Annotated in this window: 14 protein-coding genes and 1 tRNA gene; all 15 read left to right on the top strand. The window is 58.0% G+C overall.

Going from position 1 to position 17,928, the window contains the following annotated elements; translation table 11 throughout:
• Positions 1–111 (top strand): EF-Tu C-terminal domain-related protein (locus tag AC07OE_RS19380; protein WP_495072202.1); only part of this gene is annotated, 111 nt, incomplete at its 5' end.
• 9 nt (positions 112–120) lie between these two features.
• Positions 121–196, top strand: a tRNA-Trp gene (locus AC07OE_RS19375).
• A gap of 99 nt (positions 197–295) precedes the next feature.
• Positions 296–679 (top strand): preprotein translocase subunit SecE, encoded by a 384-nt coding sequence (gene secE, locus AC07OE_RS19370; protein WP_495072197.1) that lies wholly within the window; start codon positions 296–298, stop codon positions 677–679.
• Positions 679–1,269: a transcription termination/antitermination protein NusG gene (nusG, locus tag AC07OE_RS19365; protein ID WP_495072196.1), complete on the top strand. Its 591-nt coding sequence runs from the start codon at positions 679–681 to the stop codon at positions 1,267–1,269. Before secE ends, nusG begins: the two co-directional genes overlap by 1 nt.
• A gap of 138 nt (positions 1,270–1,407) precedes the next feature.
• Complete coding sequence (gene rplK / locus AC07OE_RS19360) at positions 1,408–1,839, top strand: 50S ribosomal protein L11 (RefSeq protein ID WP_057674553.1); 432 nt, start codon at positions 1,408–1,410, stop codon at positions 1,837–1,839.
• Positions 1,840–2,535, top strand: a complete 696-nt coding sequence (gene rplA, locus AC07OE_RS19355) for a 50S ribosomal protein L1 (protein WP_495072195.1) — start codon at positions 1,840–1,842, stop codon at positions 2,533–2,535.
• A 232-nt stretch (positions 2,536–2,767) separates the two neighbouring features.
• The gene (gene rplJ, locus AC07OE_RS19350; protein ID WP_495072194.1) at positions 2,768–3,295 is read left to right on the top strand and encodes a 50S ribosomal protein L10; all 528 of its coding nucleotides are present in this window, start codon (positions 2,768–2,770) and stop codon (positions 3,293–3,295) included.
• Between the two features lie 42 nt (positions 3,296–3,337).
• Entirely contained in the window at positions 3,338–3,715 is a 378-nt protein-coding gene (rplL, locus tag AC07OE_RS19345) for a 50S ribosomal protein L7/L12 (protein ID WP_495072193.1), read from the top strand.
• 274 nt (positions 3,716–3,989) lie between these two features.
• On the top strand, positions 3,990–8,102 hold the full coding sequence (rpoB, locus tag AC07OE_RS19340; RefSeq protein WP_495072192.1) for a DNA-directed RNA polymerase subunit beta: 4,113 nt from the start codon (positions 3,990–3,992) through the stop codon (positions 8,100–8,102).
• A 19-nt stretch (positions 8,103–8,121) separates the two neighbouring features.
• Positions 8,122–12,348, top strand: a complete 4,227-nt coding sequence (gene rpoC, locus AC07OE_RS19335) for a DNA-directed RNA polymerase subunit beta' (RefSeq protein ID WP_495072191.1) — start codon at positions 8,122–8,124, stop codon at positions 12,346–12,348.
• Between the two features lie 246 nt (positions 12,349–12,594).
• On the top strand, positions 12,595–13,002 hold the full coding sequence (locus tag AC07OE_RS19330) for a hypothetical protein (RefSeq protein WP_495072190.1): 408 nt from the start codon (positions 12,595–12,597) through the stop codon (positions 13,000–13,002).
• Positions 13,003–13,008: 6 nt separating this feature from the next.
• Positions 13,009–14,334, top strand: coding sequence for a 16S rRNA (cytosine(967)-C(5))-methyltransferase RsmB (gene rsmB / locus AC07OE_RS19325; protein ID WP_495072189.1), 1,326 nt, complete (start codon positions 13,009–13,011; stop codon positions 14,332–14,334).
• The gene (locus AC07OE_RS19320; RefSeq protein WP_495072188.1) at positions 14,315–14,923 is read left to right on the top strand and encodes a DUF4390 domain-containing protein; all 609 of its coding nucleotides are present in this window, start codon (positions 14,315–14,317) and stop codon (positions 14,921–14,923) included. The genes rsmB and AC07OE_RS19320 overlap by 20 nt, the downstream gene beginning before the upstream one ends.
• On the top strand, positions 14,920–17,208 hold the full coding sequence (locus AC07OE_RS19315) for a sensor histidine kinase (RefSeq protein WP_495072187.1): 2,289 nt from the start codon (positions 14,920–14,922) through the stop codon (positions 17,206–17,208). The genes AC07OE_RS19320 and AC07OE_RS19315 overlap by 4 nt, the downstream gene beginning before the upstream one ends.
• A 38-nt stretch (positions 17,209–17,246) precedes the next feature.
• The gene (locus tag AC07OE_RS19310) at positions 17,247–17,918 is read left to right on the top strand and encodes a response regulator (RefSeq protein WP_495072186.1); all 672 of its coding nucleotides are present in this window, start codon (positions 17,247–17,249) and stop codon (positions 17,916–17,918) included.
• Positions 17,919–17,928 lie beyond the last annotated feature (10 nt).

The following is a 17,928-nucleotide window of genomic DNA, read 5'->3' as shown; positions in this document are numbered from 1 at the left end:
ATCACTGTGAAGCTGATCAACCCCATCGCCATGGAAGAAGGCCTGCGCTTCGCCATCCGCGAAGGTGGTCGTACCGTTGGCGCCGGTGTGGTTGCGAAAATCATCGCGTAAGGAAACTCTAGGGGTATAGCTCAATTGGCAGAGCGTCGGTCTCCAAAACCGAAGGTTGTAGGTTCGATTCCTACTGCCCCTGCCACCTGGGAATAGGTGGCAACCAAGCCCGCTACGGTGTAGCGGGCTTCAGTGTCTTGAGGATGCTGAAATTTAGTACAAGTGAAACGCGAATAAAGACACTATGGCCACGACACAAGTTCAAACCGTCAACACCGGCGCAGACAAAGCCAAGCTGGCTGCTGCTGCATTGCTGGTGGTTGCTGCGCTGGCTGCCTTTTATCTGCTGACCAAGCAGGGTCAGCTGGTTCAGTGGACTGCGTTGATTGTCGGTCTGGGCTTGGCTGCTGGTGCTTTTTTTACGTCGGAAACCGGGCGTCAGCTGATTGCCTTTGGTCGCGATGCCTGGCGTGAAGTCAGAAAGGTCGTTTGGCCTGCCCGCAAAGAGGCGATCCAGATCACGGCCTATGTATTCGGTTTTGTGCTCATCATGGCACTATTCCTGTGGCTCACGGACAAAACCCTTGAGTGGCTTTTTTACGATCTGATTCTGGGGTGGAAAAAATAATGACTGATGACGTGGTAATTCCCGTAGCAGAGCAAGCCGCATCCGCGCCTGTGAATCCAGATTTGCGCTGGTATGTGGTCCACGCTTACTCTGGGATGGAGAAGGCGGTTGAGCGCAACATCATTGAGCGAATCACCCGTGCTGGCATGCAGAGCAAGTTTGGCCGCATCCTCGTTCCCATGGAAGAAGTGGTTGAGGTCAAGAACGGCCAGAAGAAAACGACTGAGCGCAAGTTCTTCCCTGGCTATGTGCTGGTAGAAATGGTGATGGATGATGACACCTGGCATTTGGTGAAACACACCAACAAGGTGACCGGTTTTGTGGGTGGTGCGAAGAACCGTCCGGCTCCCATTTCGGAAGCCGAGGTGATGAAGATCGTCAATCAGATGCAAGAAGGCACCGACAAGCCGCGCCACAAGATTGAGTTCGTGGTGGGTGAGTATGTGCGCGTCAAGGAAGGTCCATTCACCGATTTCAATGGTTCGGTGGAAGACGTCAACTACGAAAAGAGCAAGGTGCGCGTGTCGGTCACTATTTTTGGCCGATCCACACCGGTTGAATTGGAGTTTTCTCAAATCGAGAAGACTTGATGGTCACCCGCCAGCAGTGGCGGGTTGGGTGTTTGCGCTATCCGACTCGGCGCAGATACATGTCGAGAGTCGTTAACCCCGGGGAGCCGAGGTCTGAGTTGTTCAGCACCGAGGCGTTATCACCCGTAAGGAGAAATCATGGCGAAAAAAATCGTCGGCTTTATCAAGCTGCAAGTGCCAGCCGGTAAGGCCAACCCATCCCCCCCCATTGGCCCTGCTCTGGGTCAACGTGGTTTGAACATCATGGAGTTCTGCAAGGCATTCAATGCGCAGACCCAAGGTGTCGAGCCTGGTCTGCCCTTGCCCGTGGTGATCACGGCATTTGCCGACAAGAGCTTCACATTCGTGATCAAGACGCCTCCAGCTACCGTGCTGATCAAAAAGGCCATCAAGCTGGACAAGGGTTCCTCCAACCCCCTGAAGGACAAGGTCGGCAAGATCACCCGTGCCCAGCTCGAAGAAATTGCAAAGACCAAGATGAAAGACATGACTGCCGCCGATCTGGACGCAGCCGTTCGTACCATCGCTGGTTCTGCCCGCTCCATGGGCGTGAATGTGGAGGGCGTGTAAATGTCCAAGCTCACTAAAAAGCAAAAAGCCCAAGTTGGCAAGATCGACAGCAACAAGCTGTACGCCCTGACAGATGCACTGGGTCTGGTGAAGGAATTCGCCAACGCCAAGTTCGATGAATCCATCGACGTGGCAGTGCAACTCGGCATCGATGCCAAGAAGTCTGACCAAGTGGTGCGCGGTGCTGTTGTGCTGCCCAATGGCACTGGCAAGACCAAGCGCGTCGCCGTGTTCGCCCAAGGCGCCAAGGCTGACGAAGCCAAGGCCGCTGGTGCTGACGTGGTGGGTATGGACGACCTGGCCGCCATGGTCAAGGCCGGTGACATGCCTTTCGACATCGTGATTGCTGCCCCTGATGCCATGCGTATCGTGGGTACCTTGGGCCAGATCCTCGGCCCACGTGGTTTGATGCCTAACCCCAAGGTTGGCACCGTGACTCCCGATGTGGCTACCGCCGTGAAGAACGCCAAGGCTGGCCAAGTGCAATTCCGTGTGGACAAAGCCGGTATCGTGCACAGCACCATCGGCCGTCGCTCGTTCGAAGCGGCCCAACTGCAAAGCAACTTGGCAGCATTGGTGGATGCCTTGAACAAAGCCAAGCCTGCTTCCAGCAAGGGCCTGTATTTGCGCAAAGTCGCTGTTTCGTCGACCATGGGTGTGGGTGTCCGCGTGGACCTGCAAACCATCTCGGCGTAATCGCAAATTTGGGCGGCTGGTAACAGCCGCCTGATGTGGTGGGCTGGTTACGTTAAGAGCGTAGCCAGGCCATCCAAGACCGTTGGTGTGCAGGCAACTGCGCTTAATAGTTTTAAGCCAACGCAGATGGCGATCCCGCTGCAGATGGAATGAGAGTTCTGTTGACAGTTGGTCGCTGCAATGTGGAGCACTACGCGACGCAAGTTGCAAGGTGCATTTAAAGGAGTAGACCTTGAGTCTGAATCGCAGTGAGAAAGAAGCAGTCATCAGTGATGTGACTGGCCTCGCCGCTAAAGCTCAAACGCTCGTGATCGCGGAATACCGTGGCATCACGGTCGCTGACATGACCAAACTGCGCAATACCGCACGCAGCAATGGTGTGAGCCTGAGTGTGTTGAAAAACACCTTGGCCCGCCGTGCCGTGGCCGGTAGCAGCTTTGAAGTTGTGTCCGACCAGATGACTGGTCCTCTGATCTACGGCTTTTCCGAAGACGCTGTGGCTGCCGCTAAGGTGGTGGCCGAGTTCGCGAAAACCAACGACAAATTGGTGATCCGTGCTGGTGCGTATGGCGGCAAGGCCCTGGACGTGAACGGCGTGAAGCAATTGGCAAGCATCCCTTCCAAGGAAGTGTTGTTGGCGCAATTGTTGGGCTTGATGCAGTCCCCCATTTCGCGTACGGCCCGTGTGCTGTCCGCGCTGGCGGAACAGCGTGGCGCAGGTGCAGCAGAAGCTGCTCCCGCAGAGGCAGTCGCCGCTTAATTGCGCTCTGTCTGTAGTAACCAATATTGTTAGGAAATCAAAATGGCATTCGATAAAGACGCATTTTTGACCGCGCTGGACAGCATGACGGTCATGGAACTCAACGACCTGGTGAAAGCCATCGAAGAGAAATTTGGTGTAAGCGCCGCTGCTATGGCCGCTCCCGCTGCCGGTGGCGCTGCTGCTGGCGGTGCTGCTGCTGAAGAGAAGACCGAGTTCAACGTGGTGTTGACCGATGCGGGCGCTAACAAAGTATCCGTCATCAAGGCCGTGCGCGAAATCACCGGTCTGGGCCTGAAAGAAGCCAAGGATCTGGTGGACGGCGCTCCCAAGGCTGTCAAGGAAGGCGCTTCCAAGGCTGACGCTGACGCGGCCAAGAAGAAGCTGGAAGAAGCTGGCGCCAAGGTCGAACTCAAGTAATCGACGGTGTTGCCTAGGCTGGAGGCTCCGAAAAGGGCCTCCAGCCTTTGCTGCTTGTGGGCATTGAAATTAGTGCACACTCAAAAGTAGTCCCAGACTGCTTTTGAGTGTCTTCTGATCCGACTGCAGAAGATGCCTTGGTACGGGTTGTGTGCAATGCGCAACCGTCCGCCAGTGATTGGTAGTGGCCAATCGCCAAGCCTGTTGAGAGTGGTGCTCAACGCGACAGTCGCCTAGGACCCCCAGGATTCCTCAGCCTTTGCCCGGAGATCTAATGGCTTACACATACACAGAACGCAAGCGAATTCGCAAAAACTTCGGTAGTCGCGATAGCGTGCTCGAAATACCCTATCTGCTGCAAATGCAAAAGGACGCGTACACCGCGTTTTTGCAGGCGGATGTAGCTCCCAAGAAGCGTACCGCAGAAGGTTTGCAAGCGGCATTCGAAGCTGCTTTCCCTATCGTCTCCCACAACGGCTTTGTGGAGATGAAGTACCTGGAGTACAACCTCGCCAAGCCTGCGTTCGATGTGCGTGAATGCCAGACCCGTGGTTTGACCTTTGCATCGGCCGTGCGCGCCAAGGTGCAACTAATCATTTACGACCGTGAGTCGTCCACCGGCCAGAACAAGGTCGTCAAGGAAGTTAAGGAGCAAGAGGTCTACATGGGCGAAGTGCCTCTGATGACCGGCAAGGGCTCCTTCATCATCAACGGTACTGAGCGCGTGATCGTGTCCCAGTTGCACCGTTCGCCTGGCGTGTTCTTCGAACACGACAAGGGCAAGACCCACAGCTCGGGCAAGCTGCTGTTCTCCGCACGCATCATCCCCTACCGCGGCTCCTGGCTCGATTTCGAATTCGACCCCAAGGACCTGCTGTACTTCCGTGTCGACCGTCGCCGCAAGATGCCCGTCACGATTCTGCTCAAGGCCATTGGCCTGAACAACGAATCCATCCTGGCCAACTTTTTCGTCAACGACAACTTCCGTCTGATGGACAGCGGAGCCCAGATGGAATTTGTGGCCGAGCGTCTGCGTGGCGAAGTCGCCCGCTTCGATATCACCGACAAGTCCGGCAAGGTCGTGGTTGCCAAAGACAAGCGCGTGACGGCTCGCCACACACGTGAGCTGGAGCAATCGGGTACTTCGCACATCAGCGTGCCCGAAGACTTCCTGATCGGCCGCGTCGTGGCCCGCAATGTGGTGGACGGCGACACCGGCGAAATCGTGGCCAAGGCCAACGAAGAGCTGACCGAAGCACTGCTCAAGAAGCTGCGCACCGCCGGTATCCAGGATCTGGCTTGCATCTACACCAACGAGCTGGACCAGGGTGCCTACATCTCGCAAACCCTGCGCACGGACGAAACCGTGGACGAGTTTGCTGCACGCGTGGCCATCTACCGCATGATGCGCCCCGGCGAGCCGCCCACCGAAGACGCTGTGCAGGCCCTGTTCCAGCGCCTGTTCTACAACCCCGATACCTATGATCTGTCGCGCGTGGGTCGCATGAAGTTCAACGCCAAAATGGGCCGTTCGGAATCGACCGGCCCCATGGTGCTGACGAATGAAGACATTCTGGCTGTGGTCAAGATCTTGGTGGATCTGCGCAACGGCCGTGGCGATGTTGATGACATCGACCACTTGGGCAACCGCCGCGTGCGTTGCGTGGGCGAACTGGCCGAAAACCAGTACCGCACCGGCCTGGCACGTATCGAAAAGGCTGTAAAGGAGCGTTTGGGTCAGGCTGAGCAAGAGCCTTTGATGCCGCATGACCTGATCAACAGCAAGCCGATTTCGGCAGCATTGAAAGAGTTCTTTGGCGCGTCTCAGTTGTCCCAGTTTATGGACCAGACCAACCCGCTGGCTGAAATCACCCACAAGCGCCGTGTATCGGCCCTTGGCCCGGGCGGTTTGACGCGCGAGCGTGCAGGCTTTGAAGTGCGTGACGTGCACGTGACCCACTACGGTCGCGTCTGCCCAATCGAAACGCCTGAAGGTCCTAACATCGGTCTTATTAATTCTCTGGCTTTGTACGCTCGCCTGAACGAATACGGTTTCATTGAGACACCGTATCGCCGCGTGGTCGACAGCAAGGTCACAATGGACATTGACTACCTGTCCGCCATTGAAGAGGGCAAGTACGTGATTGCTCAGGCCAATGCGGCTCTGGACAAGGACGGCACCTTGACCGGTGATCTCGTGTCTGCCCGTGAAAAAGGCGAATCCATCCTTGTAGGCGCTGAGCGCGTGCAGTACATGGATGTTTCCCCTGCGCAGATCGTGTCGGTCGCTGCCTCTTTGGTTCCATTCTTGGAGCACGATGATGCGAACCGTGCGTTGATGGGCGCCAATATGTCGCGTCAGGCCGTCCCCGTGCTGCGTCCGGAAAAACCCATGGTGGGTACAGGCATCGAGCGCGTTGCGGCGGTGGACTCCGGCACCGTGGTGACTACCACCCGTGGAGGTATCGTGGACTATGTGGATGCAACCCGTGTGGTGATCCGCGTCAACGATGCCGAGGCACAAGCTGGCGAAGTGGGTGTGGATATCTACAACCTGATCAAGTACCAGCGCTCCAACCAGAACACCAACATCCATCAGCGTCCCATCGTCAAGAAGGGCGACAAGCTGTCCAAGGGTGATGTGATTGCCGACGGCGCATCCACTGACTTGGGTGAAATCGCCATCGGACAGAACATGCTGGTGGCCTTCATGCCTTGGAATGGCTACAACTTCGAAGACTCGATCCTGATCAGCGAGCGCGTGGTAGCAGAAGACCGCTACACCTCCATCCACATCGAAGAACTCGTGGTGATGGCGCGTGACACCAAGTTGGGTGCAGAAGAAATTACGCGCGATATTCCTAACCTGAGCGAACAGCAACTGAACCGTCTGGACGAGTCCGGCATCATCTACGTGGGCGCAGAAGTTCTGCCAGGTGACACGCTGGTCGGTAAGGTCACACCCAAGGGCGAGACCACGCTGACTCCAGAAGAAAAGCTGCTGCGAGCGATCTTCGGTGAAAAGGCCAGCGACGTGAAAGACACGTCTCTGCGCGTGGACCAGGGCAGCTCCGGCACCGTCATCGACGTACAAGTGTTTACCCGCGAAGGCATTCAGCGCGACCGCCGTGCACAGCAGATCATCGACGACGAACTCAAGCGTTTCCGCCTGGATTTGAATGACCAGCTGCGTATCGTGGAAGCCGATGCGTTCGATCGTATCGAGAAGTTGTTGACCGGCAAGGTTGCCAATGGTGGCCCGCAAAAGCTGGCCAAGGGTACCAAGCTGGACAAGGCTTATTTGGCATCTGTTGAGAAGTTCCACTGGTTCGATATTCGTCCTGCTGACGAAGAAGTCGCGAGCCAATTGGAGAGCATCAAGAACTCGCTGGAGCAGACCCGCCACAGTTTCGACCTCGCTTTTGAAGAGAAGCGCAAGAAGCTGACCCAAGGCGATGAGTTGCCTGCTGGCGTGCTGAAGATGGTCAAGGTCTACATCGCTGTGAAGCGTCGCCTGCAACCTGGTGACAAGATGGCCGGTCGCCACGGCAACAAGGGTGTGGTTTCCAAGATCACTCCCGTTGAAGATATGCCGTACATGGCCGACGGTACCCCAGTTGATATCGTGTTGAACCCGCTGGGCGTGCCCTCTCGCATGAACATCGGTCAGGTGCTGGAAGTGCATTTGGGTTGGGCTGGTAAGGGCTTGGGCCACCGTATTGGCGACATGCTGCAACGTGAAGCCGCTGCGACCGAAATCCGTGGCTTTTTGGAACAGGTCTACAACAGCACTGGCCGTAAAGAAGACTTGGCCCAACTGTCTGACGCAGAAGTGCAGGAGATGGCCAAGGAGCTGACCAGTGGCGTGCCCTTTGCTTCGCCTGTGTTTGACGGTGCGACGGAGAAAGAAATCGGCGACATGCTGCAACTCGCTTACCCGGACGACGTCGCCAAGGCAAAGGGCCTGACTGCTGCGCGTACGCAAGCCCAGCTGTATGACGGCCGTACTGGTGACGCTTTCGAGCGCACCACTACAGTGGGCTACATGCATTACCTGAAGTTGCACCATTTGGTCGACGACAAGATGCACGCCCGTTCTACCGGACCGTACAGCCTGGTCACACAACAACCGCTGGGCGGCAAGGCCCAGTTTGGTGGTCAGCGCTTCGGTGAAATGGAAGTGTGGGCGCTGGAAGCCTACGGCGCGTCCTACGTGCTGCAGGAAATGCTCACTGTCAAGTCCGATGACGTGCAAGGCCGTACCAAGGTGTACGAGAACATCGTCAAGGGTGAGCACTCCATCGAAGCCGGCATGCCGGAATCGTTCAATGTGTTGGTCAAGGAAATCCGTTCCTTGGGCATTGACATCGAACTCGAACGTTCTTAATTGAAAGGGAAAGAGTCACATGAAATCTTTACTCGACCTGTTCAAGCAGTTCACCCCCGATGAGCATTTCGATGCCATCAAGATCGGCATGGCTTCGCCCGAGAAGATCCGTTCGTGGTCTTTCGGTGAAGTCAAGAAACCCGAAACCATCAACTACCGCACTTTCAAGCCCGAACGCGATGGCCTGTTCTGCGCCAAAATTTTCGGACCTATCAAGGACTACGAATGTCTGTGCGGCAAGTACAAGCGTCTGAAGCACCGCGGTGTGATCTGCGAAAAGTGCGGCGTTGAAGTCACACAGACCAAGGTTCGCCGTGAACGCATGGGTCACATCGATCTGGCAGCTCCTTGCGCGCACATCTGGTTCCTGAAGTCCCTGCCCAGCCGTCTGGGCCTGGTGCTGGACATGACCCTGCGTGACATCGAGCGCGTGTTGTACTTTGAAGCATATGTAGTCACCGACCCCGGCATGACTCCGCTGAAGAAGTACAGCATCATGTCGGAAGACGACTACGACGCCAAGTTCAAGGAATACGGTGACGAGTTCACCGCCAAGATGGGCGCCGAAGGTATCAAGGACTTGCTGGAATCCATCGACATCGAAGGTTCCATCGAGAAGCTGCGCAACGACCTGACCGGCTCCGAGCTCAAGATCAAGAAGAACGCCAAGCGCCTGAAAGTCTTGGAAGCCTTCAAGAAGTCCGGCATCAAGCCCGAGTGGATGGTGCTCGACGTGCTGCCCGTGCTGCCGCCGGACCTGCGTCCGCTGGTGCCGCTGGACGGCGGTCGCTTTGCGACCTCCGATCTGAACGATCTGTACCGCCGCGTCATCAACCGCAACAGCCGTCTGCGCCGTTTGCTGGAACTGAAGGCACCGGAAATCATTGCGCGCAACGAAAAGCGCATGCTGCAAGAAGCCGTGGACAGCCTGCTGGACAACGGCCGCCGTGGCAAGGCCATGACCGGCGCCAACAAGCGCGCACTGAAGTCCCTGGCCGACATGATCAAGGGCAAATCTGGCCGTTTCCGCCAGAACTTGCTGGGCAAGCGCGTGGATTACTCCGGTCGTTCCGTGATTACCGTGGGCCCAACGCTCAAGTTGCACCAGTGCGGTCTGCCGAAACTGATGGCCTTGGAACTGTTCAAGCCATTCATCTTCGCGCGTCTGGAAGCCATGGGTATTGCAACCACCATCAAGGCTGCCAAGAAGGAAGTCGAATCCGGTACGCCGGTGGTGTGGGACATCCTGGAAGAGGTCATCAAAGAGCACCCCGTGATGCTGAACCGTGCGCCCACGCTGCACCGTTTGGGTATTCAGGCCTTTGAACCCATCCTGATCGAGGGCAAAGCCATCCAGCTGCACCCGCTCGTTTGCGCGGCCTTCAACGCCGACTTCGACGGTGACCAGATGGCCGTTCACGTGCCCTTGTCGGTGGAAGCACAAATGGAAGCTCGCACACTGATGCTGGCCTCCAACAACGTGCTGTTCCCTGCCAACGGCGAGCCTTCTATCGTTCCTTCGCAAGACGTGGTGTTGGGCCTGTACTACACGACTCGCGACCGCATCAATGGCAAGGGCGAAGGCTTGATCTTCTCCGACACCGGTGAAGTGCAACGCGCCTTTGACGCGGGCGAAGTCGAACTCAACGCACGTATCAATGTGCGCCTGACCGAGTGGACAAAGAACAAGGAAACCGGCGAGTTCGAGCCCTCCACCAAGCTGTGGGAAACCACGGCCGGCCGTGCTCTGCTGTCCGAAATCCTGCCCAAGGGTTTGCCTTTCTCCAACATTAACAAGGCGTTGAAGAAGAAGGAGATCTCCAAACTCATCAACGTTTCGTTCCGCAAGTGCGGATTGAAAGAGACTGTGGTGTTCGCCGACAAGCTGTTGCAAAGCGGCTTCCGTCTGGCGACCAAAGCTGGTATCTCGATCTGTATCGACGACATGTTGGTGCCGACTGAGAAGCACGACATCATTGGCCGCGCCCAAAAGGAAGTCAAAGAGATCGAGCAGCAATACGTCTCCGGCTTGGTGACCGCTGGTGAGCGCTACAACAAGGTGGTGGACATCTGGGGCAAATCGGGTGACGAAGTGTCCAAGGTCATGATGGCCAAGCTGTCCAAGGAAACGGTCACCGACCGCCATGGCAAGCAAGTGCAGCAAGAGTCCTTTAACTCCATCTACATGATGGCCGACTCTGGTGCGCGCGGTTCTGCCGCTCAAATTCGCCAGGTGGCTGGTATGCGGGGTCTGATGGCCAAGCCTGATGGCTCCATCATCGAGACGCCCATTACCGCGAACTTCCGCGAAGGTCTGAACGTGCTGGAGTACTTCATCTCCACCCACGGTGCCCGTAAGGGGCTGGCTGATACGGCCTTGAAGACGGCCAACTCCGGTTACCTGACTCGCCGTTTGGTCGACGTGACGCAAGACTTGGTTGTGACCGAGCAAGACTGCGGAACACACAATGGTTATCTGATGCGCGCCATCGTCGAAGGCGGTGAAACCATCGAGTCGTTGCGTGACCGCATTCTGGGTCGTACTGCAGCTGATGATGTCTTGCATCCAGAGAATCGCGCAGTGCTGGCATCCGCCGGTACGATGCTGGACGAAGACCTGATCGAAGAGCTCGAAGCAGCAGGGGTGGATGAAGTGAAGGTGCGCACCGCGCTCACTTGCGAAACCCGCTTTGGTATTTGCGCGAAGTGCTATGGACGCGACTTGGGTCGTGGCGGGCTGATCAATGGCGGCGAAGCCGTTGGTGTGATCGCTGCGCAATCCATCGGTGAACCCGGTACCCAGCTGACCATGCGTACCTTCCACATCGGTGGTGCGGCATCCCGCGCTGCCATCGCTTCCAGTGTGGAGGCCAAGTCCAACGGTGTGATTGGCTTCAACGCCACCATGCGTTATGTGACCAACAGCAAGTCTGAGTTGGTGGTGATTGCGCGCTCTGGCGAAATCATCATTCATGACGAGCATGGCCGTGAGCGGGAACGCCACAAGGTGCCTTACGGCGCCGTGTTGACAGTCAAGGCTGACCAGACCATCAAGGCTGGCGCAATTTTGGCTAACTGGGATCCATTGACTCGCCCCATCATTACCGAGTTCGCTGGTAGGGCTCACTTCGAGAACGTCGAAGAAGGTCTGACCGTGGCGAAGCAGGTAGATGAAGTGACCGGTTTGTCCACCCTGGTGGTGATCGACCCCAAGCGCCGCGGCGCTGCCAAGGTCGTGCGTCCCCAGGTCAAGCTGATCGACGCGTCCGGCCACGAAGTGAAGATTCCTGGCACCGACCATTCGGTGACCATTGGTTTCCCGGTGGGCGCGCTGGTGCAAGTGCGTGACGGCCAGGACGTGGGGCCTGGCGAAGTGCTGGCCCGTATCCCGATCGAAGGTCAAAAGACCCGAGACATTACCGGCGGTCTGCCACGCGTGGCTGAGCTGTTTGAGGCACGTTCGCCCAAGGACAAGGGTGTGCTGGCCGAAGTGACCGGTACGGTGTCGTTCGGCAAGGAAACCAAGGGCAAGGTCCGCTTGCAGATCACCGATCCTGAGGGCAAGGTCTGGGAAGAGCTTGTGCCCAAGGAAAAGAACATCTTGGTCCACGAAGGCCAAGTGGTCAACAAGGGTGAGTCCGTGGTGGACGGTCCGGCCGATCCGCAAGACATTTTGCGCCTGCTGGGTTCCGAAGAGCTGGCCCGCTACATCGTGGACGAAGTGCAGGACGTGTACCGTTTGCAAGGCGTGAAGATCAACGACAAGCACATCGAAGTGATTGTTCGTCAGATGCTGCGCCGTGTGGTGGTGGAAGCTGCGGGTGACTCCGGCTACATCAACGGTGAACAGGTCGAGCGCTCCGAGATGCTCAACACCAACGACGCTCTGCGTGCCGAAGGCAAGATTCCGGCGACCTATACCAACCTGTTGCTGGGTATTACCAAAGCCTCCTTGTCCACCGACAGTTTCATCTCCGCCGCGTCCTTCCAGGAAACTACGCGTGTGCTGACCGAAGCTGCCATCATGGGCAAGCGCGACGAGCTTCGCGGCCTGAAGGAAAACGTGATCGTGGGTCGTCTGATCCCTGCAGGTACTGGCTTGGCTTACCACGAAGCCCGCAAGGTGCGTGAGACCATGGACGATGCCGAGCGTCGCGCCATTGCGGAAGCTGAAGCGGCCGAGCTTGCAGGTGGTGCGGATGTCGCGGGTGAGTACCCGTCGAATGAAGGCGCTGCTGCCGAGTAATCGCGCAGTGCCCTAGCGGCTATAACGCCCCAAGTCTGTGTAAGCAGCTTGGGGCGTTTTTTATGGGGCGGTTGCATGTTCCATGGTAGGGTCCACCCAGAGTTGTAAGGAAGGTCAGGCATGAATGCGTCGCTATTGCTTTGGCTATTGCTGGCCGCATTGGTTTTTTGGAGTGTGGGGTTATACAACCGGTTGATGCGTTTGCGTGCGCGCGGAATGGATGTACTCCAAGTGCTGGAAAAACACATGCGTACATGCGCCACCGTGGTCAACACCTTCTTATCCGAAGCCACCGCTGTGGATGCCAGTTTGCCGCCAGAATGGGAGGCCCTATCGAGGGCTATCCAGGCGCTAGATGCGGCCTGGAAGCTGCCGCGTCCTAACCCGTTGGCCACCACCGCACTGACTCCCCTCGCAGCGGCCTGGGACGTTGTTCAGGCGCAATGGCACGCTGCCAGTGATGTTCCCGCCGACCTTGCCGGACCCAGCGTGCCGCCCGATCTGCGCGCGGACTGGGATGCCAGCGTGCTCAAGGTGCACAGTGCGCGGGGCGGGCTGAACCAGATCCTCAGCCGCTACAACGAGGCAATCCATCAATTCCCCGCCAGCGTTGTTGCGGGCGCCATGGGATTTCTTCCCGCGGGGCAACTCTAGGTCAGCATGTCAGAACCCAATCAATCTCCGGCGCTGTGGCGCCAATTGCAAGCCACAGCCCGGGTCGTACTGGCCGTGCGTGGCGGTACTTCCGGCACTGTCGCAATGGATGCAGTGGACGCAGAGTTGCGCTCCGGTGTTCAGGCACTTGCCTTTCAGGTTTGGCGCAATTTGGGGCGCGCCCAGGCCCTGTCCAGTTTGTTGGCGAGCAAGAAACCGCCTCCAGCTGCGGATGCCTTGTTGTGTGTTGCGCTGGCACTGGCGTGGGATGATTTGCACGCGCCCTATGACGCTTTTACGTTGGTCAACCAAGCTGTTGAGGCCGCCAAGCGCCAGCAGGAGACCAAAGCGCAGGCCAATTTCATGAATGCCTGTCTGCGCCGATTTCTGCGCGAAAAGGATGTGTTAGTGGCGGCCACGCAAAAAGACCCAGTGGCCGTGTGGAATCACCCTGCTTGGTGGATTGCCCGCCTGAAGGCAGAGCGCCCTGCGCAATGGATGCAGCTGCTGTCAGCTGCCAATCGGCACGCCCCCATGACACTGCGACTTAATTCCCGTCGAACTTCGGTCGCGGCCTATTTGCCTCTGCTGGAGCAAGCAGGGCTTCGTGGTATTCATCGCAGCGGCCACATTGTGGAGTTGGGGCAGGCGGCCTCTGTGCAGACCGTACCGGGCTTTATGCAGGGCGTGGTGTCGGTACAAGATGCTGCGGCCCAAGTGGCGGCCCCGTTGCTGCTGGATGGGTATGCGGCCTCCGGTCCGTGGCGTATCCTGGATGCCTGTGCTGCGCCGGGTGGGAAAACAGGGCACCTGCTGGAGCTGGCCGATGCGGAGGTGATCGCGCTGGAGGTCGATGCAAGGCGAGCCCAGCGTATCCAAAGCAATGCCCAGCGCCTGGGCTTGGCGCCACACGTGGTCACAGCAGATGCGAGTCAACCGGACACCTGGTGGGACGGAAAGCCCTTCGACCTTATTCTGCTGGATGCACCTTGCACGGCTTCCGGCATTGTTCGGCGCCATCCAGATATCCGTTGGTTGCGCCGCGCCTCCGATGTGGACCAGCTTGCTGCAATTCAGCAGGGCATTCTTCGGGCGCTGTGGCCTCTGTTGCGCCCGGGTGGACGTTTGTTGTATTGCACTTGCTCTCTTTTCATGGCCGAAGGCCAGGGGCAGGTGCAAGCGTTTCTTGCAAACAACACCGAGGCCCGCTTGCTTCCATCTCCCGGACATTTGCTGCCGCAAATTGAAGGGGCGAGCGGTGTTGTCCCCGACAATCCGTTGGGTGACCACGACGGCTTTTTCTACGCGCTCTTTGAAAAGCGTACTGTTTAACAAGGCGGTACGCTGGTTGGCGTTCGTTGGGCTGGCCGGTTTTATTCGCTTGGCGATGGCGCAAGGGACCGCCGATTTGTCGCAGTTCGAGGTGGAGCGTGGCGTCGAAGAGGTAACTGTTTCTGCCCAGTTGCAATTTGATCTGTCCAATGCTGTGGAAGAAGCCTTGCTCAAAGGAATTCCCATGGTGTTTGTGGCAGACGCCGAGGTGTTCAAGGAGCGCTGGTATTGGTCTGACAAATCGATCGGCAGTGCTACGCGTCAATTCCGTCTGGCATTTCAGCCGCTCACGCGCCACTGGCGACTTAACGTGAGCAGTGGACCGGGCGCCGCCAGTGGCCTGGGATTGACCTTGAACCAAAGTTATGACACTTTGCAGCAGGCGTTGTCTGCCATCAAGCGCATCTCCCGATGGAAAGTGATCAATACCGCGGATCTGGATCTCAATTTGCGCTATCGCCTGGAGTTCCGTTTTCGCCTGGACTTGGGGCAGCTCCCCCGGCCTTTTCAAATTGGCGCGCTGGGCCAGTCTGAATGGGATATTGCGCTGGCCCGGTTCGTGATTCTGGCGCCCGAGGCGCCCAAATGACATCTCAGGAAGGCGCCAAGGCCCCGGTGGCTCCGGGCCACACCTCGCGCGCGGTGCGCCGAACGGTAACTTTGGGTGCCGCTCTGATGGTTGTCATTGGCATGTTGCTGCTGTACTTGCTGACGCAGGCCACCAACAACCGGGAGCTGTACGAGCGCAACTACGCGCGGCTGTTTGCCATCAATGTGGTTGTGGCGGTGATGCTGGGCGCAGGCATTGCTTGGGTTGGCTACCGGTTGATGGTGCGTCTGCGCCAGGGGCGCTTTGGTAGCCGCTTGTTGGTCAAGCTGGCCACCATTTTTGCGCTGGTAGGTGTCATGCCTGGGTTGCTAATTTATGTGGTGTCGTATCAGTTTGTTTCACGCTCCATCGAAACCTGGTTTGACGTCAAAGTCGAGGGGGCGTTGGAAGCGGGCTTGAGCCTGGGTCGCGTTACCTTGGACACGTTGTCCAATGACCTAGCCACCAAGTCACGAGCTGCGGCAGTTCAACTGTCAGACAGCAGCGATGGGGCTACCGGGATTGTGATTGAACGCCTGCTCGACCAGCTTGGCGCTTCCGACATCACGGTCTGGGGAGGGGGCGGCAACCTCATTGCGAGTGTTGGCCAGTCCAAATTCCAATTGAGTCCGGACAAGCCTACGACCAGCCAGTTCCGTATGGCACGGCAAGAGCGTTCGCTGGCCTGGATTGAGGGCCTGGAGGACGCCGTGCCTGGCACGCTGAGCAATGCACACATCAAAGCGCTGGTGCCCATCTCCAGTGCTGCACTCGGGTTGAACGCCGAAACCCGCTACATGTTGGTGTCACGCGCCTTGCCGCCCAATCTGGTGGCCAACGCGCTGGCGGTAGATAGCGCTAATCGCGAATACCAGGAACGAGCACTGGCACGTACCGGGCTCAAGCGCATGTACATCGGCACCCTCACGCTTAGTCTGTTCTTGGCGGTGTTTGGTGCGGTGCTGTTGGCGGTGGTGCTGGGCAACCAGATTGCCCGCCCGCTGTTGTTGCTCACCGAAGGTGTGAGCCAGGTGGCCGCGGGTGACTTGACGCCCAAGCTGGTCATGCAAGGCAAGGATGAGTTGGGGGGGCTTACACGTGCGTTTGCTTCCATGACCCAGCAGTTGGCCGACGCGCGCCAGGCGGTGGAAAGCAGCATGTCACAAGTGGATGCTGCGCGCGCGAACCTGCAAACTATTCTGGACAACCTGACGTCGGGTGTCGTGGTGTTGGGGCCCGATGGCTCCATCCGTTCCTCCAACCCCGGTGCCACACGCATCCTGCAACAACCGCTGGCCGCCTATCAGGGGCGTCCGCTTTCGGATGTGCCCGGCCTAGAGCCTTTTGGCATAGCGGTCCAGCAGCAGTTTGTGGAGTTTTTGGCACGGCAGGTGGAGCACGGACTGGACCATTGGCAGCAGTCCTTTGAGCTGGCGGGTAGTGGGGCGCCCGTGCAAAGTCCGTTTGACCGGGCCGTCACATTGGTGGCCCGGGGTGCCGAGCTACCTGGCGATTTGCGCCTGCTGGTGTTTGATGACATTTCCGAAATTGTGTCGGCCCAGCGCGCGCAGGCCTGGGGCGAGGTGGCCCGTCGGTTGGCACACGAAATCAAGAATCCGCTGACCCCCATCCAGCTCTCCGCCGAGCGGCTGGAGATGAAACTCAGCGGCAAACTGGAAGCCGGAGAGCAGGCCATTCTCACCAAGTCGGTCAAGACCATCGTGGACCAGGTGGATGCCATGAAGCGGCTGGTGAACGAGTTTCGCGACTATGCCCGACTGCCTGCTGCGGAGCTCAAACCGCTGGACCTGAATGCGCTGGTGAAAGACGTGCTGCAGCTCTATGAAGTCGACGCAACCAAGGTTCCCATCACTACCGAACTGGATGCACGGTGCCCGCCCGTGCGGGGCGATGCCGAACAGCTGCGCCAAGTGATTCACAATTTGTTGCAAAACGCGCAGGACGCATCAGAGGCCGCCGTGGCTGCGATGCCGGATGCCGCCCGCAGCGTGACCGTGAAGACACAATGGCAAGAGGCTTCGGGACGGGTACGCCTCATCGTGCAGGACCAGGGCAGCGGCTTTCCGGAGAACATTCTCAAGCGGGCCTTTGAGCCCTATGTCACGACCAAGGCCCGCGGCACGGGCCTGGGTCTCGCGGTGGTCAAAAAAATTGCCGACGAGCATGGTTCCCGCATTGACATTGGCAACCGCACCGTGGACGGCGTGGTCGTTGGGGCGCAAGTGTCGTTATCATTGGCGACAGACCACAGCGCACAAGTTTGAGTGCGGTACACAGGCATCAAAGGGACTGCGCAGACAACATGGCAAACATACTGGTAGTAGACGACGAGCACGGCATTCGTGAATTGCTTTGGGAAATTCTCAATGACGAAGGCCACACCGTCGAACTCGCGGAGAACGCTGCCCAAGCGCGGGCGGCGCGGCTGCGTGAACGTCCGGACCTGGTGCTGCTCGATATCTGGATGCCCGATACCGATGGTGTAACGCTACTCAAGGAATGGTCCACCACCGGTGCGTTGACCATGCCCGTGATCATGATGAGTGGCCATGCCACCATCGACACGGCTGTCGAGGCCACCAAGATTGGTGCGCTGGCGTTTCTGGAAAAACCTGTCACGTTGCAGAAGCTGCTCAAGGCAGTGGAGCAAGGCCTCTCCCGTGGCAACTTGCGCAAAACCGCCCCTTTGCCCCTGGCATCGGTTGCCGCAGCGGTCGCACAGGAATCAGTCGCTGTCCTGGCCGCCGAGAAGCTGGATGCGGGCCCTCAGGCGCAGCAAAATTTTGAACTCGACAAACCGCTGCGCGAAGCCCGTGACGAGTTTGAGAAAGCCTATTTCGAATACCACCTGGCCAAGGAAAACGGGTCCATGACCCGTGTGGCTGAAAAGACCGGGCTGGAACGTACTCACCTGTACCGCAAGCTCAAACAACTGGGGGTGGACTTGACGCGCGGGAAGCGAAATGGCGTTTAAATCAATGCTA

Source organism: Rhodoferax sp. GW821-FHT09E07 (assembly GCF_059416145.1).
This window is presented reverse-complemented; position numbering and strand designations above follow the sequence as displayed.